Source organism: Gluconobacter aidae, from assembly GCF_009547075.1.
Lineage (GTDB): Bacteria > Pseudomonadota > Alphaproteobacteria > Acetobacterales > Acetobacteraceae > Gluconobacter > Gluconobacter aidae.
Window position 1 is genome coordinate 42,154 of the sequence record NZ_WIPH01000010.1, and the last position, 18,557, is coordinate 60,710.

Here is an 18,557-nt window from a genome sequence, read left to right on the forward strand (position 1 = left end):
GCACCTTGTTTTCCGACCTGCCTCCGCCGAGGCGCATGGGAGCGCCTGTATGCTGACCCGCAAGCAGCACCAGCTTTTGCTATATATCGACGACCATCTTCGCCGGACGGGCTATTCCCCTTCTTTCGATGAAATGAAGGATGCTCTTGAGCTTCGCTCAAAGTCTGGCATCCATCGGTTGATTTCCGCTCTGGAAGAGCGTGGCTTTCTGCGTCGTCACCATCATCGTGCCCGTGCGCTCGAAGTGTTGCGCCTACCGCACATGGGAACCGAGGCCCCGGCTGCTGCTGCCTTGGGGGTCGCGTTCGTTCCCGCCGTTCTCGACCAGGGGCAGACGGGCCTTGAAGGCGCGTTCTCAGAAGCCAGCGTCGCCAATGACCGCCAGACTGTCAGCATCCCGCTCTATGGGCGCATTGCAGCGGGTCTTCCGATCGAGGCTATGCAGGATGATAGCGACCGGATTGACGTGCCGGTCTCGCTTCTGGGTACCGGGGAGCATTATGCCCTGACGGTTGCGGGTGATTCGATGATCGAAGCGGGGATTCTGGATGGCGATATTGCCATCATCCGACGGCGCGAAACTGCGGAAAACGGACAGATCATCGTCGCCCTGATCGACGAACAGGAAGTGACGCTCAAGAAGCTGCGTCGTCGCGGATCGATGATTGCGCTGGAAGCGGCCAACAGGGACTACGAAACCCGCATCTTCCCGGCGGAGCGTGTCCATATCCAGGGCCGTCTGGTCGCGCTTTTCCGGCAGTACTGAAATCGGGGATACGGCTGACGGCTTCAGGAGCCGTCAGAAAACCCGTTATTGCGGTGCCGCCGGTGTGCCGTGTACGACTTTCACGCTGCCATTGGGAGCAATCAGCGTACTCGTGCCGTCACCATTCGGAATGACGATGGTCTTGCTTGGATTTTTGTTCAGGAAACGGGTAGCACTATCGGGGACTGAAGATGGCAGTGTCGGAATGATATGACTGCGGTCTCGACTCACACCCTGATGGGTATCGGCGCTTTCGCCGACCGACATGCTCTGTCCCCGCATGAGCTGCTGGCCGGAAGCGCCCAGAGCGCCCTTGCTGCCAATGCCGCCCATGAAACTCTCGTCGAGTGCTGCGCCGCCGAAATAGGTTGCCGGGTCCCCAAGGGCATGACTGAACGTGCTGTCGGGGTTTTCGACGTCCTTTAGGGTCGGAAGAGGCTGTGGGGCACCAGGCCAGATATTGCCGCTTTCAGGAAGAATCGGAGTTTCAGCATATTTCTCACCACGGGCGCGATGAATATTTTCACTGTCGCCGTGTGGACCATTGGGATTATCGAGCGCCGTCCACACCATGGTGTCACGGATATACTTGCCCATGCCTGAACAGCCGCTCAGAGCGAGAGGTAGTGCCAGCAGAGCGGCCTTCCGCATTTCTTACTCCCACAAGGTCAATAAATGACCTTTAGCGGTCCTTGTAACGGAACGCCAGATGAAGACAGTCAAAGACATCCATAATTCTATCAGAGACTGATATCAGAAGCTGATCTTGGATGACTTGCGGGATTGTCCCGCCATGATGCGGGCGAGGCCGGCAGTCAGATAGCCCCAGCCGCTGATGACGGTCGGAATGACCGAGAACCAGAGAAGAATTCCGCCGATCAGGGTGGCGGGAAGGAAGGAGAGACCCAGCATCTCTGCCGCCCCGTCCCCACCGATCAGAAACCCGATCGCCACCATCTGGATTCCGGTTTTCCATTTCGCCAGCCGGGTGGAGGGCAGCGTCTCCCGCTGCGACGCCATATATTCCCGAAGGCCGCTGACCAGGATTTCTCGGATCATGATGATGATCCCGGCATAAAGCGAGAAAACCGGGAGGTGCGTCAGCCCCGCCAGAGCCAGCAGAAGCGATCCTACCAGCAGCTTGTCCGCAATCGGATCCATCATCCGGCCCAGCTCCGAAAGCTGTTGCCAGCGGCGTGCGAGCGCCCCGTCCAGATAGTCCGTGATGCACGCGGCAGTGTAAACCGCGCACGCAACCACGTTTGCAGTCGGCGAATGCACGGAGAGCAGCACGACCAGTACAGGAATGGACGCGATACGCAGCAGTGTCAGGATGTTTGGCAGATCTGTCAGCATCGCAGTCAGTCTAGAACAGTTTCCGTCTCTCCGGTATGCGTCAATATGTCCGTAAAAGATGTATTTTTCGTGTAAATCCCGACGTGTGGCTTAATGGCTGCGATTATCGGCCGATGTCTTCTGGACCCATTCCGGATGAAAATGCCCGTAGATGGCGGTTGCCGTACCCGAGCTGATCCCCGGCGCGTTCTCAAGTTCTTCAAGGCTCGCCTGCCTGACGGATTTTGCCGAGCCGAAATGGTTGAGCAGGGCTTTTTTGCGTGCCGCCCCGATTCCCGGGACATGATCCAGCTCAGAACTGCGCAGCCCCTTGGAGCGCCCTGCCCGATGGGTCGTGATGGCGAATCTGTGCGCTTCGTCCCGCAGCCGCTGTAGATAATACAGAACCGGATCCCGCGGCGGGAGCTGGAATGGAGGCTTCGTTTCCGTGAAGAACCACTCCCGCCCTGCGTCACGATCCGGCCCCTTGGCGATGGCGACGATCGGGATTCCTGTCACGCCCAGATCAGCCAGAACGGTCCGTACCGCGTTGAACTGCCCGAGCCCGCCATCGATCAGCAGCAGATCCGGCCAGTCTTCCGGTCGCTCTCCGTTTTCAGGTCGATGTCCGAACCGTCGTTCCATGACTTCCCGCATCATGCCAAAATCATCGCCGGGCGTGACAGGCCCCTTGATGGCGTATTTGCGATAGGCGCGCTTGTTGAACCCTTCCGAGCCGCCCACGACCATCACGCCATAAGGCGCCTGCCCCATGATGTGAGAGTTGTCATAGGTTTCGATCCGCTGGGGGATTTCCGGCAGACCGAACACTTCCGCTACACCCTCAAGCAGTTTGCGCTGCCCGGTATTCTCCGCCAGCTTCCGCTCCAGCGCCTCGCGCGCATTCAGCGCGGCATGCTCGACAACCTCTTTCTTCTCGCCCCGCTGGGGCCGCAGGATCTCGACCTTCTGTCCACGGCGGATGCTGAGCGCTTCCTCGACGAGCTTCAGTTCCGGCAGTTCGCAGTTCACGAGAATGGAAGGCGGCGGCGGCTTGTTGTCATAGAACTGGATCATGAACGCCGACAGCACGTCTGTCGCGGTCTCTTCCTCCGCGTGGGCCGGGTAGAATGCCCGGTTACCGTTATTGCGGCTGCCACGGATGAAGAAGACCTGGATGCAACTCTGACCGGCTTCCTGCCAGATGGTCATGATATCCGCATCGTTGATCGACGTCGGATTGATCGTGCTCGAGCCCTGAATGCTGGCAAAACCCCGGATCCTGTCCCGGATCGACGCGGCCCGCTCGTAGTTCATGTCCTGCGAGGCCTGTTCCATCTCGGCCACCAGACGCTGCTGCAATTCCGTGCTGTGTCCGGAAAGGAACTGCCGCGCCTCGCTGACCAGTTCGGCATAATCCTCTTTGGAAATCCGGTCCACACAGGGCGCCGAGCAGCGCTTGATCTGGTACAGCAGGCAGGGGCGCGTCCTGCTGTTCAGGACCGCATCCGAGCAGGAGCGAAGCAGAAAGCTGCGCTGCACCAGATTCAGCGTCTGATTGACCGCCCAGGCATTCGCGAACGGTCCCCAGTAGGTCGCGCCCTTGACCGGCTTGCCACGCTGCTTGGTGATCTGAGGAAATTCATGGCTCTCGGTCAGCATCAGCCACGGATAGCTCTTGTCGTCGCGCAGCAGGATGTTGAAGCGCGGCTTCATTCGCTTGATGTAGTTGGCTTCCAGAAGCAGGGCGTCCGCTTCCGTCCGTGTGATGACGATTTCCATCGACATCGTCATCGACACCATGCGGCGCAGTCGCTCCGGCAACTGGTTGATGCGGGTATAGGATGACACGCGCTTCTTCAGGCTCAGCGCCTTGCCAACATACAGAACCTCTCCCTTCTCGCTCAGCATGCGATACACGCCAGGGCTGTAGGGAATGGTCTTCAGGGCCTCACGGATGGCCTCCACGCCCTGCTTTTTTCCCGCAGGAACAAGGGGTTCACCCTGATCGGCAGGATGGTTGGAACTGTGCGGAGGGAGATCGGTCATTCAGCTTCTTCAGTCATCCACTGAACCTGTGGAAAAGTCTGTGGGCTGCTCCGTGACAGAATCATGAAAGCCCCGGTTTGCCGGACCTGCCATCAGATTGCCCAATTTTTAATCATGTTTTACAAGTCATTGAAAATACTTGCATCTTTCTTTCCGGTCTTTCTCTTCAGCTTCAATCTGCGGGACAGAAAAGACCGGGAAGCTCCCGAAGAACATCACTCCGAATCATGGTGGACGAACTGGCTCCCTTTTCGTCGCCCATGATCATGTTCTGTTCTATCGGACAGGTCTGAAAACGTGTGAAGACCCCGCTCTCAGACCCTCTCTGCAGCTCTTTCGGCCGTCTCCAGAAGACGCAGCATGTTACCACCCCAGATGGCCGAAATATCCGTGTCGCTGAATCCCGCCGCCTGAAGGGCCCGGGTTACGTTCGCGGTCTCGGTTGCGTCCTTCCAGCCAGGGATACCACCCCCGCCATCGAAATCGGACGAGATGCCCACGTGCTCCACTCCTATCCGCTCCGCGATATAGGAGACATGCCGCACCAGATCCTCGACCGTACCGCCTCCACCTTTTTTCAGAAACGATCCCATGGCCGTCACCTGGATCAGCCCGCCCGTCTCTTTCAGGCGGTCAAGCTGCTCGTCATCCAGATTGCGCGGATGATCGCACAGGGCGCGGGCACAGGAATGGCTGGCGAAAACCGGCGTGCTCGAGATTTCGGTGGCCTGCATCATGGTTGACTTCGCCGCATGCGACACATCGACCAGAACACCCGAGCGGTTCATGTGCGCGATCGTCTCACGTCCCAGATCCGACAATCCGCCATGAAGTGTCTCGTTATCGGCAAGATCCTTGCGCGGAATGGCCGCATCCGCGAGCGCATTGTGACCGTTATGGGTCAGTGTCATATAACGCACGCCATACCGGCGGGCGAGTTCCGCAATACGCTCCGGACGGCCTCCCAGACCATGCCCGTTCTCGATCGCCGGAATAATGGCGAGGTCGCCTGCCTTGTAGGCGGCCCGCACATCCGCGGCTGTGCGGCACACACGTGCGCCCTGATCGCCCTGCCGTCCTTCAAGTCCGGCAACCACGTCCAGCATGCCCTGAACCCGCTCCCAGCCTTCAGCATGTCCTGCTTCGTCACGGGTGCCCTGCGGAATATACGCGGCCAGGCACACGGCCCGCAGACCGCCCTTGCGAGTCTTGGGGACATTCACCTGCCTGGGCGTTTCTTCCGCCCAGGCATCCTGCCGGTCCGGCCAGGGAATATCGATATGGGAATCAAGCGTCAGGAGCGTGTCGTGCAGATCAGTCATGGTCCGTTCTAGATCGGACGGGAACGTCTTGTGTGCAAGAGGGCGCTTGTCAAAACGACCGATCCGGTTGATCCAGTTCGCATGCGTCTCATCACCTGGAACATCAATTCCCTTCGACTCAGACTGCCTCTGCTGAAGCAGATCGTCGAACAGGAAAGCCCGGACATCGTCTGTCTACAGGAAACGAAAGTCCCGGATCCCCTCTTCCCTGCTCAGGCCCTGGCTGAAATGGGACTGCCCCATCAGATCTATAAAGGCATGAAGGGCTATAACGGTGTGGCGATCCTGTCGCGACACGAACTGCACAGCGTAGACGGCACACCGGACTGGTGCACCCGCTCCGACTGCCGGCATGTCGCTGCCAGCATTGCGACGCCGGCCGGCCCGATCCTGCTGCACGATTTCTACGTGCCAGCCGGCGGGGACATCCCCGATCCCGAAGAAAATGAGAAATTCGCCCACAAGCTGGCCTTTGTGGACGAGGCAACCAACTGGTTCACCAGCACACCGCCAGCCCGTAGCATTCTGGTTGGCGATCTCAACATTGCACCGTTGGAACACGATGTCTGGAGCCATAAACAGCTCCTGAAGATTGTTAGCCATACGCCCCCCGAGATCGAACGTCTCAAGGCGTGGATGGCAACGGGATTTCAGGATGCTATGCGGACGATCACGCCGGAGCCCGAAAAGCTCTATACGTGGTGGTCATACCGCAACAGGGACTGGAAGAAGTCCAACCGTGGACGGCGGCTGGATCATGTCTGGATGACGCCAGATCTGATGCCGGGCCTGCGTAATGTCCGTGTTCTGCAGGACGTGCGGGATTGGGCCAGTCCCTCCGATCACGTTCCGGTCGTACTGGATTTCGATCCGGCCTGACCCGCTACCCGCCCTGTCAGCCTTCAGGCTGACAGGCTGTCGGAGCCGATGACGCCACGGCCTTCCGGATCGAGGCGATACCCGCCTCCTTCCGTAATCAGCAGCGAGGTACGAGCCGGATCGGGTTCGATCTTCTGGCGCAGACGGTAGATATGCGTCTCAAGCGTGTGGGTGGTGACGGCGGCGTTGTAGCCCCACACCTCGTTCAGGAGAACCTGACGGGCCACCGGGCGCTGACCTGCACGGTAAAGATATTTCAGGATCGCCGCTTCCTTCTCCGTCAGACGTATCCGGCGGTTGCGGGCGGTTTCGACCAGCAGCTTGGCGGACGGACGGAAGGCATACGGACCGATCTCGAAAACGGCGTCCTCGCTGTTCTCGAAAATCCGCAGCTGGGCGCGCAGGCGGGCGAGAAGCTCACCGATCCGGAAAGGCTTGGCAACGTAATCGTTGGCGCCCGCATCCAGACCGCGCACAACGTCGTGCTCGTCATCGGAGCCGGTCAGGATGATGATCGGCATGCGGACGCCTTCGCGTCGCAGTTCGGCGCAGAAATCGCGCCCGTCACCATCAGGGAGAGTGATATCCAGCAACATGGCGTCATAACGGGCGCCAGGCTTGGCGAGAAGTTCGCGCGCCGCGGCAACGGATGTCGCCTCAACGGCTTCCAGTTCGCCATCGTGCTGAAGCTGTTCCGCCAGAAGACGACGCAGCGTATCATCATCGTCAACAACCAGAATGGGGCGTGGACCTGCCATAATAACCTGTCTCGTTCTATCGCGACGGAAGAAAAGTCACATCCGCAGAGATCGGCGTTCGTAACTCGCGCATCCGGACTTGCCATTCCCGCTACCGGGGAAGAAAGCAGCATGCTCTCGGGGGCAGACTATGGCAAGTACAGCCGAAAAAGGAAACAGCATTATGGCTAAAGCTATTTTGAAAACCGCTGGAGACCGCGCTTTTCTTCACTTCCAGGGCAAAATCGTTCCGGCTTTGACCGGGCGGCGCGGTCTGTCTCTTGACAAGGTTGAAGGCGATCTGTGCACTCCCGTGGGGGAACTGCCGATCCGACGTGTCCTCTATCGCGCAGACCGGACATCGCGCCCGGTCTGCGGTGCGGAACTGGCTGTTGAACCGATCGCTCCCAGTGACGGCTGGTGCGATGATCCGGCCCATTCCGACTACAATCGCGCCGTCTCCCTGCCCCACCCCGCTTCCTGCGAGACACTCTGGCGCGAGGACCATGTTTACGATCTCTGTATTGTGATGGGCTGGAACGACGCGCCAGCCGAGTCGGGATGCGGCTCGGCCATTTTCCTGCACCTTCCGCCCGTCAGCGGTTATACGGAAGGCTGCATCGCCGTAGAGGAAAAGGAACTCCGCGAACTCCTGCGCGCCGGCCTGTCCCATATCACCGTGGAAAAGCCGTCCTGACGCCCTTCTAATCCGCTGAAGGCGGGAGCATGGAAACCATGGAATCCCCCGGCTGGGGCACGGCCTTGTCATTATCCTCGGCCGAGCGGATCAGGATGGCGCCGTCACGCCGCACCACAAGGATGTCGAGCCTGTTCTCGTCCGTCCCGAAAGACGGCGCGCTTTCTTCGGTGGCTTCTATGGCCATGAACCGCCATCCCTGCTCGTACAGCGTCTCGAACAGCGTGTAATTCCAGGCAGGCTCGCCGAGCACCTTGCCCCGCGCATCGCGTGACAGGCCGTGATAGAAATCCAGCCGGGCCACGCCGGGGCTGATCTGATAGACGCGCTGCCGCCCCATGGTCGGCGCCAGATGCCCGCACACCATCCCATTATAGATGCCATCACCCGTGGTGGCGATCAGATAGTCCGCGGGCCGTTCCTCAAGGGATTCCTGCCCGTGCTGGGACAGAAGTTCGGCCCGCAGGACGGGAATGTCCTGTCGCGTCGCCGGCATGAGTGCGCTGGAACGGTTGTCCACCAGCAGCACCGGCACCCCGGCCCTGCTCAGGCAGGATGCAAAATTGATGGACCACGGGCTCGCTCCCAGAATTGCGATCGCCGGATCGTTGGACAATGTAAGTTTCAGGAGGCGCGCGATCGGCCCCAGTGAAAATCCATGCAGGATCATCGTCACCGCAATCACGGAGAACACGGCGGGCATAATCAGGTCGGCGGATTGATACCCTGCTTCCTTGAGACTGATTCCCGCCTCACCGGCCACGGCTGCCGCCACGATACCGCGCGGCGCGATCCAGCCGACGAACAGCTTCTCCTTCCAGGGCATGCTCGTTCCCAGCGTGGAGAGGAAAATACCCAGAGGTCGCACGACAAACAGGACCACCACCGTCAGCGCAAAGATCGGAATGGAAAGCCGTGCGAGAATATCGCGTTGCAGATCGGCCGTCAGCATGATGAACAGTACAGAGACGACCAGAACCACGAGCGACTCCTTCATGCGTCGCAGTTCCGCCACGCCGGGGATCTGGAGGTTCGCCAGAGCCATGCCGAAGATCGTGACCGCCATCAGCCCCGCGCCCCCCATTTCCAGGCTGCACAGTGAGAAGATCACCAGCGCCATCGAGATCAGCATCGGCGTCTTGAGAATTTCCGGCATCAGATCGCGCGTGAAAAGATAGCGGACCAGATAGGCCGGCAGGATTCCCGCGGACAGCGAAACCGCAATCGCCCCCAGAAGATCCGGAAGAGTATGCGTGAAGAACACATCCGCATGAACGTCCACGTGCAACATCATGAGCTGAAGGACGACAGCCGCCAGAATCGCGCCCAGAGGATCGTTGACGATGGCTTCCCAGCGCAGGAACGCCGCCACGCGCGGCTGAAGCTTGGCGCTGCGCAGCAGCGGCAGAACGACCGTCGGACCTGTCACGACAACGATCGCCCCGAACAGCATGGACGTGCCCCATTCCAGATGGGCAACATAACGCGCCGCCAGAGAGCCAAGAACCCAGTTGATTGGCAGCGCGAGCATCGTCAGGCGCGCGACGCCTTCCCCCGCCTCGCGTAACTGGCGGAAATCCAGCGCCATACCGCCTTCAAAGACAACGAGCGCCACAAGCAGCGACACTAGCGGCCGGAACATCCACCCCATCGTCTCCGATGGATGAAGAATACCCAGTCCGGGCCCGAAAATCAGACCAAGCGAAAACAGAAGGACAATAGCCGGAAGCCGGAATCGCCAGGCGACCCACTGAGCCAGCATTCCCGCTCCGAAAGTCGAGGCAATGCCGATAAGGATGTCATATTGCATGGATGTTCGGCACGGGCTCCGCGTTATGGATACGAAGCGGTATCATATCCCGGATCAGCCGAAGCACCTAAATATGGAATAATGTTCCGTTATGACGCTCCCGCCGCCCCGTTCCGATACGGACATCCGGATCCGTCCCGCCCAGTCACTGGACCGCGAGGGAATCTGGCGCCTCCTGTCTCCCGTCCTGCGCAAGGGCGAAACCTACGCGCTGCCCCGTCACTGGGGACGACGGCAGGCGCTGGCCTACTGGATGGATGTGGAGCATCGCGTTTATGTCGCGCAGACCCAGGACCACGAGATCGTCGGGACATTCTATCTTCAGGCCAACCAGAAAGGTGGTGGCGCGCATATCGCCAATGCTGGCTTCGTCGCCCGGTCGGGCTTTGGCGCAGGCCGCCTCATGGCTGAACATGCTCTGGCGGAAGCCACGAAACTCGCCTTCCGCGCCATGCAGTTCAATTTCGTCGTCAGCACCAACCTGCGGGCCATAGCCCTGTGGAAATCATTGGGCTTTAGGGTGATCGGCACGCTCCCCGGAGCATTCGACCACCCGTCCCAAGGCTATGTGGACGCGCTGGTTATGTGGAAGGACCTTATGCCTCTGGCGTCGTAACAGCGGCTTCGGCCGTCTCCTCAGCCTTCACATCCGCCACGACCCGCTCCAGCACGCAGGCAAAGAATCCGTCCGTTCCGTCCCGCAGCGGCGTCAGAGAAAATTGTGCCTTGTTCCGTAGTTCGGCTGGCAGAAGTTCAGACATCTGCTCCTTTGGCAGGCGCACGAAATCCGTCCGACGCTTGAGGAAAGCATCGATCTGCTGCCCGTTCTCGCAGGCCAGAAGCGAACAGGTCGCATAGATCATCCGTCCACCCGGTTTCACCAAAGATGCTGCACGATCAAGGATCTGCGCCTGTTTGATGACAAGCTCCTGAATGTCTTCGGGCGTCAGGCGCAGCCGTGCATCCGGGTTCCGGCGCCAGGTTCCGGTTCCCGAGCACGGCGCATCGACCAGCACCCGGTCGAAGCTGCCGGCCCGACGCTTGGCCCATTTGTCCCCCGACACCAGCAGATGCCGCTCGACGTTATGAACACCTGCCCGACGCAGCCTCTTGACCGCACCGTCCAGACGCTTCTCGTGCACGTCACAGGCCACGATATGCCCGCGATTTTCCATGGTCATCGCCAGTGCCAGCGTCTTGCCGCCCGCACCCGCACAGTAATCCAGAACCCGGTGCTCGCCGCGCGCATCCGCGGCGGCAACCACAAGCTGACTGCCTTCGTCCTGGATCTCGACCAGGCCGTCCTTAAACGCCTGCGTCGCCGTGACCGGCTGGCGCCCGTCAAGCCGCAGTCCCCAGGGCGAAAGCTTCGTCGGTTCCGCCTGAAGCGATTCGCGTCGAAGTTCGCGGATGGCTGCCTCCCGGCTTCCCTTCAGCAGATTGACGCGCAGATCGAGCGTCGGCGTTCCGAGCATGGCTTCCATCTCGTCCGGAAGCCGGTTGCCGAACGTCTCGCGCAGCGCACTGTCCAGCCAGTCTGGATATTCAAGCCGTACGGCAATGGGCTGCTTCTGGATGGAAAGTTCTTTTCCTTCCAGCTCCTTAAGCGCCATATCTTCACGTGACGTCAGAGGCTTCTGCGCATAGCGCTCTCCACTGAACAGCTTGCGGACGTTCTCCATCGTTTCCCCACCAAGGAGAAGCGATGCCGAGCACAGCAGGCGTGGGGAAATATCGCCGGAAATATCCCTGAGATGCCAGTGCAACCGTCTCCAGCCCCGCAGGACATCCCAGACGATTGTGGAAATGGCGCGACGGTCACCACCACCGATATAACGGCGCTCGCGGAAAAAGGCGTTGGCTGTGGCGTCGGCTGGACGGCGGGGCGCGTTCTGGATCGCACAGAGCAGATCGATGGCGCCTGAAAGACGGGCTGCGGGGGTCATAGCGCCCCCGTAGCCCGTTTGGCCCCTCAATGCGAGAGACTTTGATGCGGGGGCGTTCAGTCCCGGCGGTAGTTCGGGGCTTCCCGGGTGATCGTCACATCATGAACATGGCTCTCACGCAGACCGGCATTCGTGATACGACGGAACATGGTCCGGACCTGAAGATCCGCCACCGTGGCAGAGCCCGTGTAGCCCATGCCGGCCTTCAGGCCACCAACGAGCTGATGGATGACCGGAGCCATGCCGCCCTTGTATGGAACCTGACCCTCGATGCCTTCCGGAACCAGCTTGAGCGTATCGCGGACCTCCGCCTGGAAATAACGGTCCGCGGAACCGCGCGCCATCGCTCCCAGTGAGCCCATGCCGCGATAAGCTTTATAAGAGCGCCCCTGATACAGGAACGTCTCGCCAGGGCTTTCATCCGTGCCCGCCAGCAGCGAGCCGACCATGACGACGTCCGCACCCGCGCCAATCGCCTTGACGATGTCGCCCGATGTCCGGACGCCGCCATCCGCAATGGCCGGGATGTCCAGTTCATGACAGGCCGCAGCCGTTTCCATGACGGCGGAGAACTGCGGCACGCCCACGCCAGCCACGACGCGCGTCGTGCAGATGGATCCCGGCCCGATACCGATCTTTACGCAGTCGGCACCGGCCGCAATCAGCGCCCGCGCAGCCTGTGGTGTTGCGACGTTCCCTGCGATGACCTGAAGATCGCCATGACGGCTCTTGAGCGTTTCAACCGCAGTCAGAACACCGCGGGAGTGTCCATGGGCCGTATCCACGACGATGACGTCTACCCCGGCCTCTGCAAGTGCGGCGGCGCGGCGGAAGCCGTCTTCCCCGACTCCTACGGCCGCAGCGCAGCGCAGACGGCCCTGGGAGTCCTTGATGGCCAGCGGATGCGCGATGGCCTTGTCCATGTCCTTGACGGTGATCAGACCGATGCAGCGCTTCGCCTCGTCCACCACCAGGAGCTTTTCGATCCGGTGACGATGCAGGAGTGTGCGCGCCTCATCCGGCGCGGCGCCGTTGAGGACCGTCACGAGGTTCTCATGGGTCATCAGGTCGCGAACACGCGTGTTCGGATCGGTCGTGAAGCGCATGTCACGATTGGTCAGGATGCCGACGAGAACGCCGCTGCCCTCTTCAATGACAGGAAGGCCGGAAACGCCATGCCGGGCCATGATGGCCTGAACCTCGGCCAGCGTCTGATCCGGACCGACCGTGACGGGATTGACGACCATACCTGATTCGAAGCGCTTGACGCGACGGACCTGCTCGGCCTGCTCCTCGATGGACAGGTTCTTGTGAATGACGCCCATGCCGCCCTGCTGCGCCATCGCGATGGCCATGCCGTCTTCGGTCACGGTGTCCATGGCGGACGACATCAGCGGGATGTTCAGTTCGATGGAGCGCGTCAGGCGGGTCCGTGTGGAGGTCTGTGCCGGCAGGACCGACGATTCAGCCGGCTCGACGAGGACGTCGTCAAAAGCCAGAGCATCGCGGATGCGCTCATTAAGATTGGTTGTGCCGGAAGATGATGTCATGCCCGCTTGCCCCCGTTACGTCATGCGTCGTGACGACGCGATGTGTGTGAACCGGAGACCAAGAGGCCGTCCGGCCGTTGGCGGGTCCTCATAGAGCACTTTGCCCCTTGAGGGGAAGTCTCTTTTTTGCGGTATTTTCTGAGGATTTATTGGCTGGGAGACCTGGATTCGAACCAGGGCTGACCGGGTCAGAGCCGGTAGTTCTACCGCTAAACTATCTCCCAAGCGGTGAGAGGGTGTTTATCAATCGCCCCGGGACGGCGCAAGGGGGCGATAGACATTTTTTTCAGGAAAACTGATATTTTTCTTGCGACCAGGGTCCCCCACGCCCCATGCTGCTTTTCCAAGGTCCCAGATCACGGGCAAGCGGGAGCCGAAACACATGATGAGGTATGGAACGGATCACAACCTGTCAGGCCCCGCGCCTGTGCATGCGTCTGCCAGACGCACGGGTCCGTTCTTTGGTGCCATCGATCTCGGTACCAACAACTGCCGCCTCATGATTGCAGCTGGCACGCCCAACGGTTTTCGTGTGGTGGACAGCTTCAACCGCTCAGTCCGTCTGGGTGAAGGTCTGCGCGCCAGTGGCCGTCTTGCCGAAGAGTCCATGAAGCGCGCGCTTGATGCCCTCCGTATCTGCGCGGAGCGCATGAAGCAGTGGCCCCTTGTCCATGTTCGCGCCGTCGCGACCGAAGCGTGCCGTCAGGCTGCCAATGGCCGCGAGTTTCTGGCGCGCGTGCAGCACGAGACGGGCCTTACCATCGACATCATTACGGCTCGTGAAGAAGCAGAGCTGGCGCTTGAAAGCTGCTCCCCGCTTTTTCGGCAGCCGGAGCACGAGCCTGTCCGGGCGGATCGCGGCGTCCTTTTCGATATCGGAGGTGGCTCTACCGAGGTCGCCTGGGTCCGGATCGATCCGGAGCGTCAGACCCAGACGCTGATCGGCACGACAAGTGTCCCCGTCGGAGTGATTACCCTTCAGGAAATGTTCGGTGAAGGACATGGGCCGTCTTATGAGGCGATGGTCAGTCATGTTCAGGACTATCTGAAAGGTTTCGAGACCGTGCATCGTATCCGGCGTGAGGTAACGCTCGGCAAAACACGGCTGATCGGCACCTCCGGAACCGTGACGACACTCGCCGGGGTGGCGCTCTCCCTGCCCCGCTACAACCGCGCGGCTATTGATGGACTGACCCTGCCTGGCCCAAGCATGGTGGACGCCATCGGCAGCCTGCGGCGTATGGATCGTGACGAACTGGCGGAGCATCCCTGCGTGGGGACGGAGCGCATGAAATTCGTTCTGCCGGGCTGCGCGATTTTCGAGGCGATCCATCGTCTGTGGCCGATTGAGGACGTAACGATTGCGGACCGGGGGTTGCGCGACGGGATGTTGCTGCGTATGGCCCGCGATCACGGTCAGCGTTCCGGCAAGGGACGCAGCACGACCAGTCGTCATGCCACGCCCCGGTCACGGGGCCCATTCGGGACATACGCCACGATATGAAGCCGCCAAGTTCCCGCTCCGGTTCCAGCAAGGACACGGGACCGAAGCGTATTCCGGGCAAGGCCCTGAAAAGCGCCTCCAACCCCGGTGAAAACGACGCAACACTTGATTCCGCAACTGCCCGCACGGCCCGCAACAAGACCGTATCGCTCCGCACGGCCCGTGGACGCACCACGGCCCAGCAGCGCTGGCTCAATCGCCAGCTGAACGATCCCTACGTCGCGGCCGCCCGAAAGCAGGGCTGGCGTTCGCGTGCTGCCTTCAAGCTGATCGAAATCGACGACCGATTCAAACTGATCGGAGAAGGCACACGGATCATCGATCTGGGCGCTGCTCCCGGTGGATGGACCCAGGTCGCGGTCAAGCGTGGCGCGAAGCATGTCGTCGGGCTGGACCTGCTCCCCGTCGATCCTGTCGCCGGTGCGGAAATCATCGAGGGGGACTTCACGGACCCCGAGATGCCGGATCGCCTGAAGGATATGCTGGGTGGCCCTGCCGATCTGGTCATGTCCGATATGGCACCGAACACGACAGGTCATGCCGCAACCGATCACATGCGGATCATGGGTCTCGCGGAAGGCGCGCTTGATTTTGCTTTTCAGGTTCTGGCCGAAGGGGGAAGCTTCATCGCCAAAGTGTTCCAGGGCGGCTCGGAAAAGGACATGCTGGCGCTGATGAAAACGGCGTTTTCCAGCGTCAAGCACGTCAAACCCCCGGCATCACGCAAGGAATCCAGCGAACTTTATGTCATCGCAACGGGTTTCCGCCCGGAACGTCTGCTCGAAAGCAGCAAAGGTGCCTGACGGCGGCAGATACCGCCATCCCGCATAGATTTTTCGGAAGAATAACCTGCCTCGAAGCTCGGCAGCCTGCTCGTTATTCTTCTGTTTTTTGATCGTTCTGCTTACGCTGGCCTATACGATCGCGGCTGGCCTGAAGGCCGTTGTCTGGGTCCGACGCACTGTTCCCGCATTTCATCCTGACCCTGCCGCCCGTGTTAAACGGTCTCATGATCGCAGGCATACTCGCCGCGACCATGGGGTCCCTGGTCCAGCGCCATGAACGCCATGACGGCCGCACGGGCCATTCTCGTTGAAGAGGCTGACTGCCCTGCTGTTTTGGCGCCCGAGCGGTTCGGCTGTCGTCTTCGGCCTCTCCATCGCGTCCTACAGCTATGGCGCCACGCTTGGAGTGTCATTCTGCTGGTCGTGCCGATGTTCGTCTCCCTCGTCTGAACCGAGGGCCATCCCGTTACCTTCCCCTGGCTCGTTCCGATCGGTGTCGCAGCCACGTTTGCCGGCGCCGGGACCTTCTCAGGCCTGAGGCGGATTGGCCTGCAGGAATGAGCCCATGGAACGCTGCGCTATGGCCGCTTCCCTGCCCAGCCGGATCAGTCCACCGATCTGCAGGGGGTGTCGCAGCAGGGAACCCACCAGGCCTGGCACATATACGGCTCCGTCTCTGACGCTGGTCTTGACCGCGGGCGGAAGGTCCCGCGTCGCATCGTCACAGACCACCCGCAGAACAGCAAAAGGCATGCCTGCATCGGCGACGACGCCGCTCTCCATGTCCACCGCCAGGCATTTCGTCTGCGAAAAATACCAGGCCTTTTCCAGCCCCAGTTCGACCAGCGCGTCGCTGTGCAGGATGCCACCGCGTCGGGCATAGGCCGAGCCGAATGTTTCGCTCAGACGCGGATCGCAGGAAATATCCCTGTCCTGGTAACGGACATGGTCCGCCACGATGACTGTTCCGGGCGCGACGTCCGGTGAGAGGCTTCCCGCACATCCGAAAGACAGGAGTTCCGTTGCGCCTGCCTTGAGCAGACGTTCCACCCCCCTGCGAGCGCCTTCCGGCGTGGCATTGCTCAGTGCCACGGGAGCATTCGGCAGGAAGCGCCGGATCAGACGGGCTTCCTGTTTCAGACCTGCGAGAATACCCAGCATCAGAAGCCGTACTCCACCTTGCCGCTGTTGCTCACACCGAGATTGCGGTAGCGGGCCAGGGCAGTCAGCGGGAAGAACTGCTTGTAACCATGATAGCGCAGGTAGAAGACCTTCGGGAAGCCGACCGCATTATAGGCTTCTTCCTGCCATTCGCCCTTCTCGTTCTGCTGGGAGACGAGATAGGCCACACCGCGTTTGACGGCCTCACTATCCCGGCGACCGACGGCCATGAGAGCCAGGACGGCCCAGGCAGTCTGGGACGGCAGGCTCTTCTTGTAGGTGCCGGCGGTACCGCCCTCATAAGTGGCGCAGTCCTCGCCCCAGCCACCATCCGGACGCTGGACGCTCTCAAGCCAGTTTACGGCCCGCAGGACCATCGGATCATCATGCGGCACGCCTGCGATGTTCAGGGCGCACAGAACCGACCATGTTCCGTAGATGTAATTCGTTCCCCAGCGACCGAACCAGCAGCCCTCGGATTCCTGTTCCGAGCGTAGATATTCGATCGCCTTGAGGATGACCGGCCGGTCGTCCGGGTCTCCAAGCTGCGCCAGAAACGAAATACAGCGCGCCGAGACATCCGCGGTCGGTGGGTCCAGCAGCGCCCCATGATCCGAGAAGGGAATGTGGTTGAGCAACTCATGGTCGTTGTCGATATCGAACGCCCCCCAGCCGCCATTGGTGCTCTGCATGCCGATGATCCATTCCCGGGCGCGGGAGATGGCCTCGCGGCTGTTTTCGGGATCGACACGATGCAGCAGCATGGCAACGACAGCAGTGTCATCGACGTCCGGGTAGTAATCGTTCTCGTACTGGAACGCCCAGCCACCGGGACGGAGGTCGGGCGCATTGATGGCCCAGTCGCCCTTGACGTTCAGGATCTGGTGTTCCCGCAGCCACTCGGCACTTTTTTTCAACGCTGCGAGTGTTTCCGCAGTTTTCGTGCCGGCAGGACCGGACGCGGCTTCGATCATCGCCAGACCCGATAGACCCGTATCCCAGACCGGAGAGACGCAGGGCTGGCAATAGATCTCGTCGCCATGATCCACAAGCAGATCCTGGATTGCGTCCCATGCCGTTTTGGCCCGCGGATCGCTGTCAGGCACACCTTGGGCACGATACATCATTACGACATTCGCCATGGCCGGATAGATGGCCCCCAGACCGCCACGGCTCAGACGAGGCTCGATGAAATCGCTTGCGGCCTTCAGGGCCTTCTTGTGCATACTGCGCGGAATAAGCGGCAGGACCGGACGCAGCGCGGAGTCCAGATGCTTGAAAAACCGTCCCCACACAGAGCGATATGGCCCGCGGATCCAGTCATTGACCTCGGAAGGTGGCTTGACGAACAGCTCCTGGACATGAACACCGCGCGGATTGATGGCTCTGGGACGCAGCGCGTTGAGCACCAAGAGGGGCGCAATGACAGTCCGCGACCAGTAGGACATGTTCCAGACGGAAAAAAACGCCTTGCGTGACAGCAGCATGAGTTCGACCGGCATCACGGGCGTTGCGTCCCATGGTACTTCCCCGAACAGGGCGAGCTGGATCCGCGTGAACACGTTCGTCCGCGCAGCGCCGCCGTGATCGAGAATGGCCTCACGCGCAATGCGCATGTGAGGCGCATTGATGTCGTCCCCGATCGCCTTGAGTGCGAAATATGCCTTCACGCTTGCCGAAAGATCGAAGCCGCCATCATGATAGAGCGGCCATCCGCCGTGATCGCCCTGGATACGACGCAGATAGACCCCGATCTTGGCCTGTTTTTCCGGGTCGATCCGGTCGAGATAATGTTCAAGCAGCACGTATTCGGCGGGAATTGTCGCGTCAGCTTCGAGTTCGTAGACCCAGTGTCCGTCCGATTTCTGCTTTCCGCCGAGCGCGGTCTGCGCTCCCTCGATGGCGTGATTGATCTCATCGGGTTCGACAGATTGGCGGGACAAGGTCTCGCTCACGCGGTCCTCCTTTTCCAGAATATCAGAATAGATCAGCATTGTTCGGTTCTCCCGACACAGG

At 60.6% G+C, this 18,557-nt stretch carries 17 protein-coding genes and 1 tRNA gene; 7 read left to right on the plus strand and 11 right to left on the minus strand.

Going from position 1 to position 18,557, the window contains the following annotated elements; all coding sequences use genetic code 11:
* The first annotated feature begins 49 nt into the window (after positions 1–49).
* Entirely contained in the window at positions 50–766 is a 717-nt protein-coding gene (lexA, locus tag GFJ39_RS06455; protein ID WP_153430602.1) for a transcriptional repressor LexA, read from the plus strand.
* A 45-nt stretch (positions 767–811) separates the two neighbouring features.
* On the opposite strand, the gene GFJ39_RS06460 is transcribed toward lexA, so the two are convergent.
* The 4 genes from GFJ39_RS06460 to GFJ39_RS06475 form a co-directional block, all read right to left on the minus strand.
* Entirely contained in the window at positions 812–1,417 is a 606-nt protein-coding gene (locus GFJ39_RS06460; protein ID WP_153430560.1) for a hypothetical protein, read from the minus strand.
* Between the two features lie 102 nt (positions 1,418–1,519).
* Complete coding sequence (gene pgsA, locus GFJ39_RS06465; RefSeq protein ID WP_153430561.1) at positions 1,520–2,122, minus strand: CDP-diacylglycerol--glycerol-3-phosphate 3-phosphatidyltransferase; 603 nt, start codon at positions 2,120–2,122, stop codon at positions 1,520–1,522.
* Positions 2,123–2,212: 90 nt separating this feature from the next.
* The gene (uvrC, locus tag GFJ39_RS06470) at positions 2,213–4,150 is read right to left on the minus strand and encodes an excinuclease ABC subunit UvrC (protein WP_153430562.1); all 1,938 of its coding nucleotides are present in this window, start codon (positions 4,148–4,150) and stop codon (positions 2,213–2,215) included.
* 314 nt (positions 4,151–4,464) lie between these two features.
* Positions 4,465–5,472: a dipeptidase gene (locus GFJ39_RS06475; RefSeq protein ID WP_153430563.1), complete on the minus strand. Its 1,008-nt coding sequence runs from the start codon at positions 5,470–5,472 to the stop codon at positions 4,465–4,467.
* 81 nt (positions 5,473–5,553) lie between these two features.
* Here GFJ39_RS06475 and GFJ39_RS06480 point away from each other — a divergent pair, with 81 nt between their 5' ends.
* Positions 5,554–6,351 (plus strand): exodeoxyribonuclease III, encoded by a 798-nt coding sequence (locus GFJ39_RS06480; protein WP_153430564.1) that lies wholly within the window; start codon positions 5,554–5,556, stop codon positions 6,349–6,351.
* Between the two features lie 23 nt (positions 6,352–6,374).
* On the opposite strand, the gene GFJ39_RS06485 is transcribed toward GFJ39_RS06480, so the two are convergent.
* Positions 6,375–7,109 carry a response regulator transcription factor gene (locus tag GFJ39_RS06485; protein ID WP_153430565.1) on the minus strand — a complete coding sequence of 245 codons (735 nt, stop codon included), beginning with the start codon at positions 7,107–7,109 and terminating at the stop codon, positions 6,375–6,377.
* A 163-nt stretch (positions 7,110–7,272) separates the two neighbouring features.
* Here GFJ39_RS06485 and GFJ39_RS06490 point away from each other — a divergent pair, with 163 nt between their 5' ends.
* Positions 7,273–7,785 carry a L,D-transpeptidase family protein gene (locus GFJ39_RS06490; protein WP_153430566.1) on the plus strand — a complete coding sequence of 171 codons (513 nt, stop codon included), beginning with the start codon at positions 7,273–7,275 and terminating at the stop codon, positions 7,783–7,785.
* Between the two features lie 7 nt (positions 7,786–7,792).
* On the opposite strand, the gene GFJ39_RS06495 is transcribed toward GFJ39_RS06490, so the two are convergent.
* A complete protein-coding gene (locus tag GFJ39_RS06495; protein WP_153430567.1) occupies positions 7,793–9,595 on the minus strand; it encodes a cation:proton antiporter in 1,803 nt (600 codons plus the stop codon).
* Between the two features lie 91 nt (positions 9,596–9,686).
* Between GFJ39_RS06495 and GFJ39_RS06500 the strand changes: the two genes are divergently transcribed.
* Positions 9,687–10,211: a GNAT family N-acetyltransferase gene (locus GFJ39_RS06500; protein ID WP_153430568.1), complete on the plus strand. Its 525-nt coding sequence runs from the start codon at positions 9,687–9,689 to the stop codon at positions 10,209–10,211.
* Here GFJ39_RS06500 and GFJ39_RS06505 read toward each other — a convergent pair.
* The 3 genes from GFJ39_RS06505 to GFJ39_RS06515 form a co-directional block, all read right to left on the minus strand.
* Positions 10,192–11,541 (minus strand): RsmB/NOP family class I SAM-dependent RNA methyltransferase, encoded by a 1,350-nt coding sequence (locus tag GFJ39_RS06505; RefSeq protein WP_153430569.1) that lies wholly within the window; start codon positions 11,539–11,541, stop codon positions 10,192–10,194. The two genes, GFJ39_RS06500 and GFJ39_RS06505, sit on opposite strands and share 20 nt — an antisense overlap.
* A gap of 56 nt (positions 11,542–11,597) precedes the next feature.
* Positions 11,598–13,091 carry an IMP dehydrogenase gene (guaB, locus tag GFJ39_RS06510; protein WP_153430570.1) on the minus strand — a complete coding sequence of 498 codons (1,494 nt, stop codon included), beginning with the start codon at positions 13,089–13,091 and terminating at the stop codon, positions 11,598–11,600.
* 150 nt (positions 13,092–13,241) lie between these two features.
* A tRNA-Gln gene (locus tag GFJ39_RS06515) sits at positions 13,242–13,315 on the minus strand.
* A 158-nt stretch (positions 13,316–13,473) separates the two neighbouring features.
* Between GFJ39_RS06515 and GFJ39_RS06520 the strand changes: the two genes are divergently transcribed.
* The 3 genes from GFJ39_RS06520 to GFJ39_RS06530 all read left to right on the plus strand — a co-directional run bounded on the left by GFJ39_RS06520 (position 13,474) and on the right by GFJ39_RS06530 (position 15,830).
* Positions 13,474–14,595, plus strand: a complete 1,122-nt coding sequence (locus GFJ39_RS06520) for a Ppx/GppA phosphatase family protein (RefSeq protein ID WP_153430571.1) — start codon at positions 13,474–13,476, stop codon at positions 14,593–14,595.
* On the plus strand, positions 14,592–15,398 hold the full coding sequence (locus GFJ39_RS06525) for an RlmE family RNA methyltransferase (RefSeq protein ID WP_153430572.1): 807 nt from the start codon (positions 14,592–14,594) through the stop codon (positions 15,396–15,398). The genes GFJ39_RS06520 and GFJ39_RS06525 overlap by 4 nt, the downstream gene beginning before the upstream one ends.
* Positions 15,399–15,653: 255 nt before the next feature.
* Entirely contained in the window at positions 15,654–15,830 is a 177-nt protein-coding gene (locus GFJ39_RS06530; protein ID WP_153430573.1) for a hypothetical protein, read from the plus strand.
* Between the two features lie 78 nt (positions 15,831–15,908).
* On the opposite strand, the gene GFJ39_RS06535 is transcribed toward GFJ39_RS06530, so the two are convergent.
* Positions 15,909–16,541 carry a phosphorylase family protein gene (locus GFJ39_RS06535; RefSeq protein WP_153430574.1) on the minus strand — a complete coding sequence of 211 codons (633 nt, stop codon included), beginning with the start codon at positions 16,539–16,541 and terminating at the stop codon, positions 15,909–15,911.
* Positions 16,541–18,535 (minus strand): squalene--hopene cyclase, encoded by a 1,995-nt coding sequence (shc, locus tag GFJ39_RS06540; RefSeq protein ID WP_153430575.1) that lies wholly within the window; start codon positions 18,533–18,535, stop codon positions 16,541–16,543. Before shc ends, GFJ39_RS06535 begins: the two co-directional genes overlap by 1 nt.
* Between the last annotated feature and the right edge of the window lie 22 nt (positions 18,536–18,557).

Excerpts from the sequence above, each read along its gene's own strand:
- lexA (WP_153430602.1), top strand. The coding sequence starts at position 50 with ATGCTGACCCGCAAGCAGCACCAGCTTTTGCTATATATCGACGACCAT.
- shc (WP_153430575.1), bottom strand. The coding sequence starts at position 18,535 with ATGCTGATCTATTCTGATATTCTGGAAAAGGAGGACCGCGTGAGCGAG.
- GFJ39_RS06520 (WP_153430571.1), top strand. The coding sequence starts at position 13,474 with ATGATGAGGTATGGAACGGATCACAACCTGTCAGGCCCCGCGCCTGTG.
- GFJ39_RS06535 (WP_153430574.1), bottom strand. The coding sequence starts at position 16,541 with ATGCTGGGTATTCTCGCAGGTCTGAAACAGGAAGCCCGTCTGATCCGG.
- GFJ39_RS06475 (WP_153430563.1), bottom strand. The coding sequence starts at position 5,472 with ATGACTGATCTGCACGACACGCTCCTGACGCTTGATTCCCATATCGAT.
- GFJ39_RS06460 (WP_153430560.1), bottom strand. The coding sequence starts at position 1,417 with ATGCGGAAGGCCGCTCTGCTGGCACTACCTCTCGCTCTGAGCGGCTGT.
- GFJ39_RS06525 (WP_153430572.1), top strand. The coding sequence starts at position 14,592 with ATGAAGCCGCCAAGTTCCCGCTCCGGTTCCAGCAAGGACACGGGACCG.
- GFJ39_RS06500 (WP_153430568.1), top strand. The coding sequence starts at position 9,687 with ATGACGCTCCCGCCGCCCCGTTCCGATACGGACATCCGGATCCGTCCC.
- GFJ39_RS06530 (WP_153430573.1), top strand. The coding sequence starts at position 15,654 with ATGAACGCCATGACGGCCGCACGGGCCATTCTCGTTGAAGAGGCTGAC.
- GFJ39_RS06485 (WP_153430565.1), bottom strand. The coding sequence starts at position 7,109 with ATGGCAGGTCCACGCCCCATTCTGGTTGTTGACGATGATGATACGCTG.
- GFJ39_RS06480 (WP_153430564.1), top strand. The coding sequence starts at position 5,554 with ATGCGTCTCATCACCTGGAACATCAATTCCCTTCGACTCAGACTGCCT.
- GFJ39_RS06505 (WP_153430569.1), bottom strand. The coding sequence starts at position 11,541 with ATGACCCCCGCAGCCCGTCTTTCAGGCGCCATCGATCTGCTCTGTGCG.
- GFJ39_RS06490 (WP_153430566.1), top strand. The coding sequence starts at position 7,273 with ATGGCTAAAGCTATTTTGAAAACCGCTGGAGACCGCGCTTTTCTTCAC.
- GFJ39_RS06495 (WP_153430567.1), bottom strand. The coding sequence starts at position 9,595 with ATGCAATATGACATCCTTATCGGCATTGCCTCGACTTTCGGAGCGGGA.
- guaB (WP_153430570.1), bottom strand. The coding sequence starts at position 13,091 with ATGACATCATCTTCCGGCACAACCAATCTTAATGAGCGCATCCGCGAT.
- pgsA (WP_153430561.1), bottom strand. The coding sequence starts at position 2,122 with ATGCTGACAGATCTGCCAAACATCCTGACACTGCTGCGTATCGCGTCC.
- uvrC (WP_153430562.1), bottom strand. The coding sequence starts at position 4,150 with ATGACCGATCTCCCTCCGCACAGTTCCAACCATCCTGCCGATCAGGGT.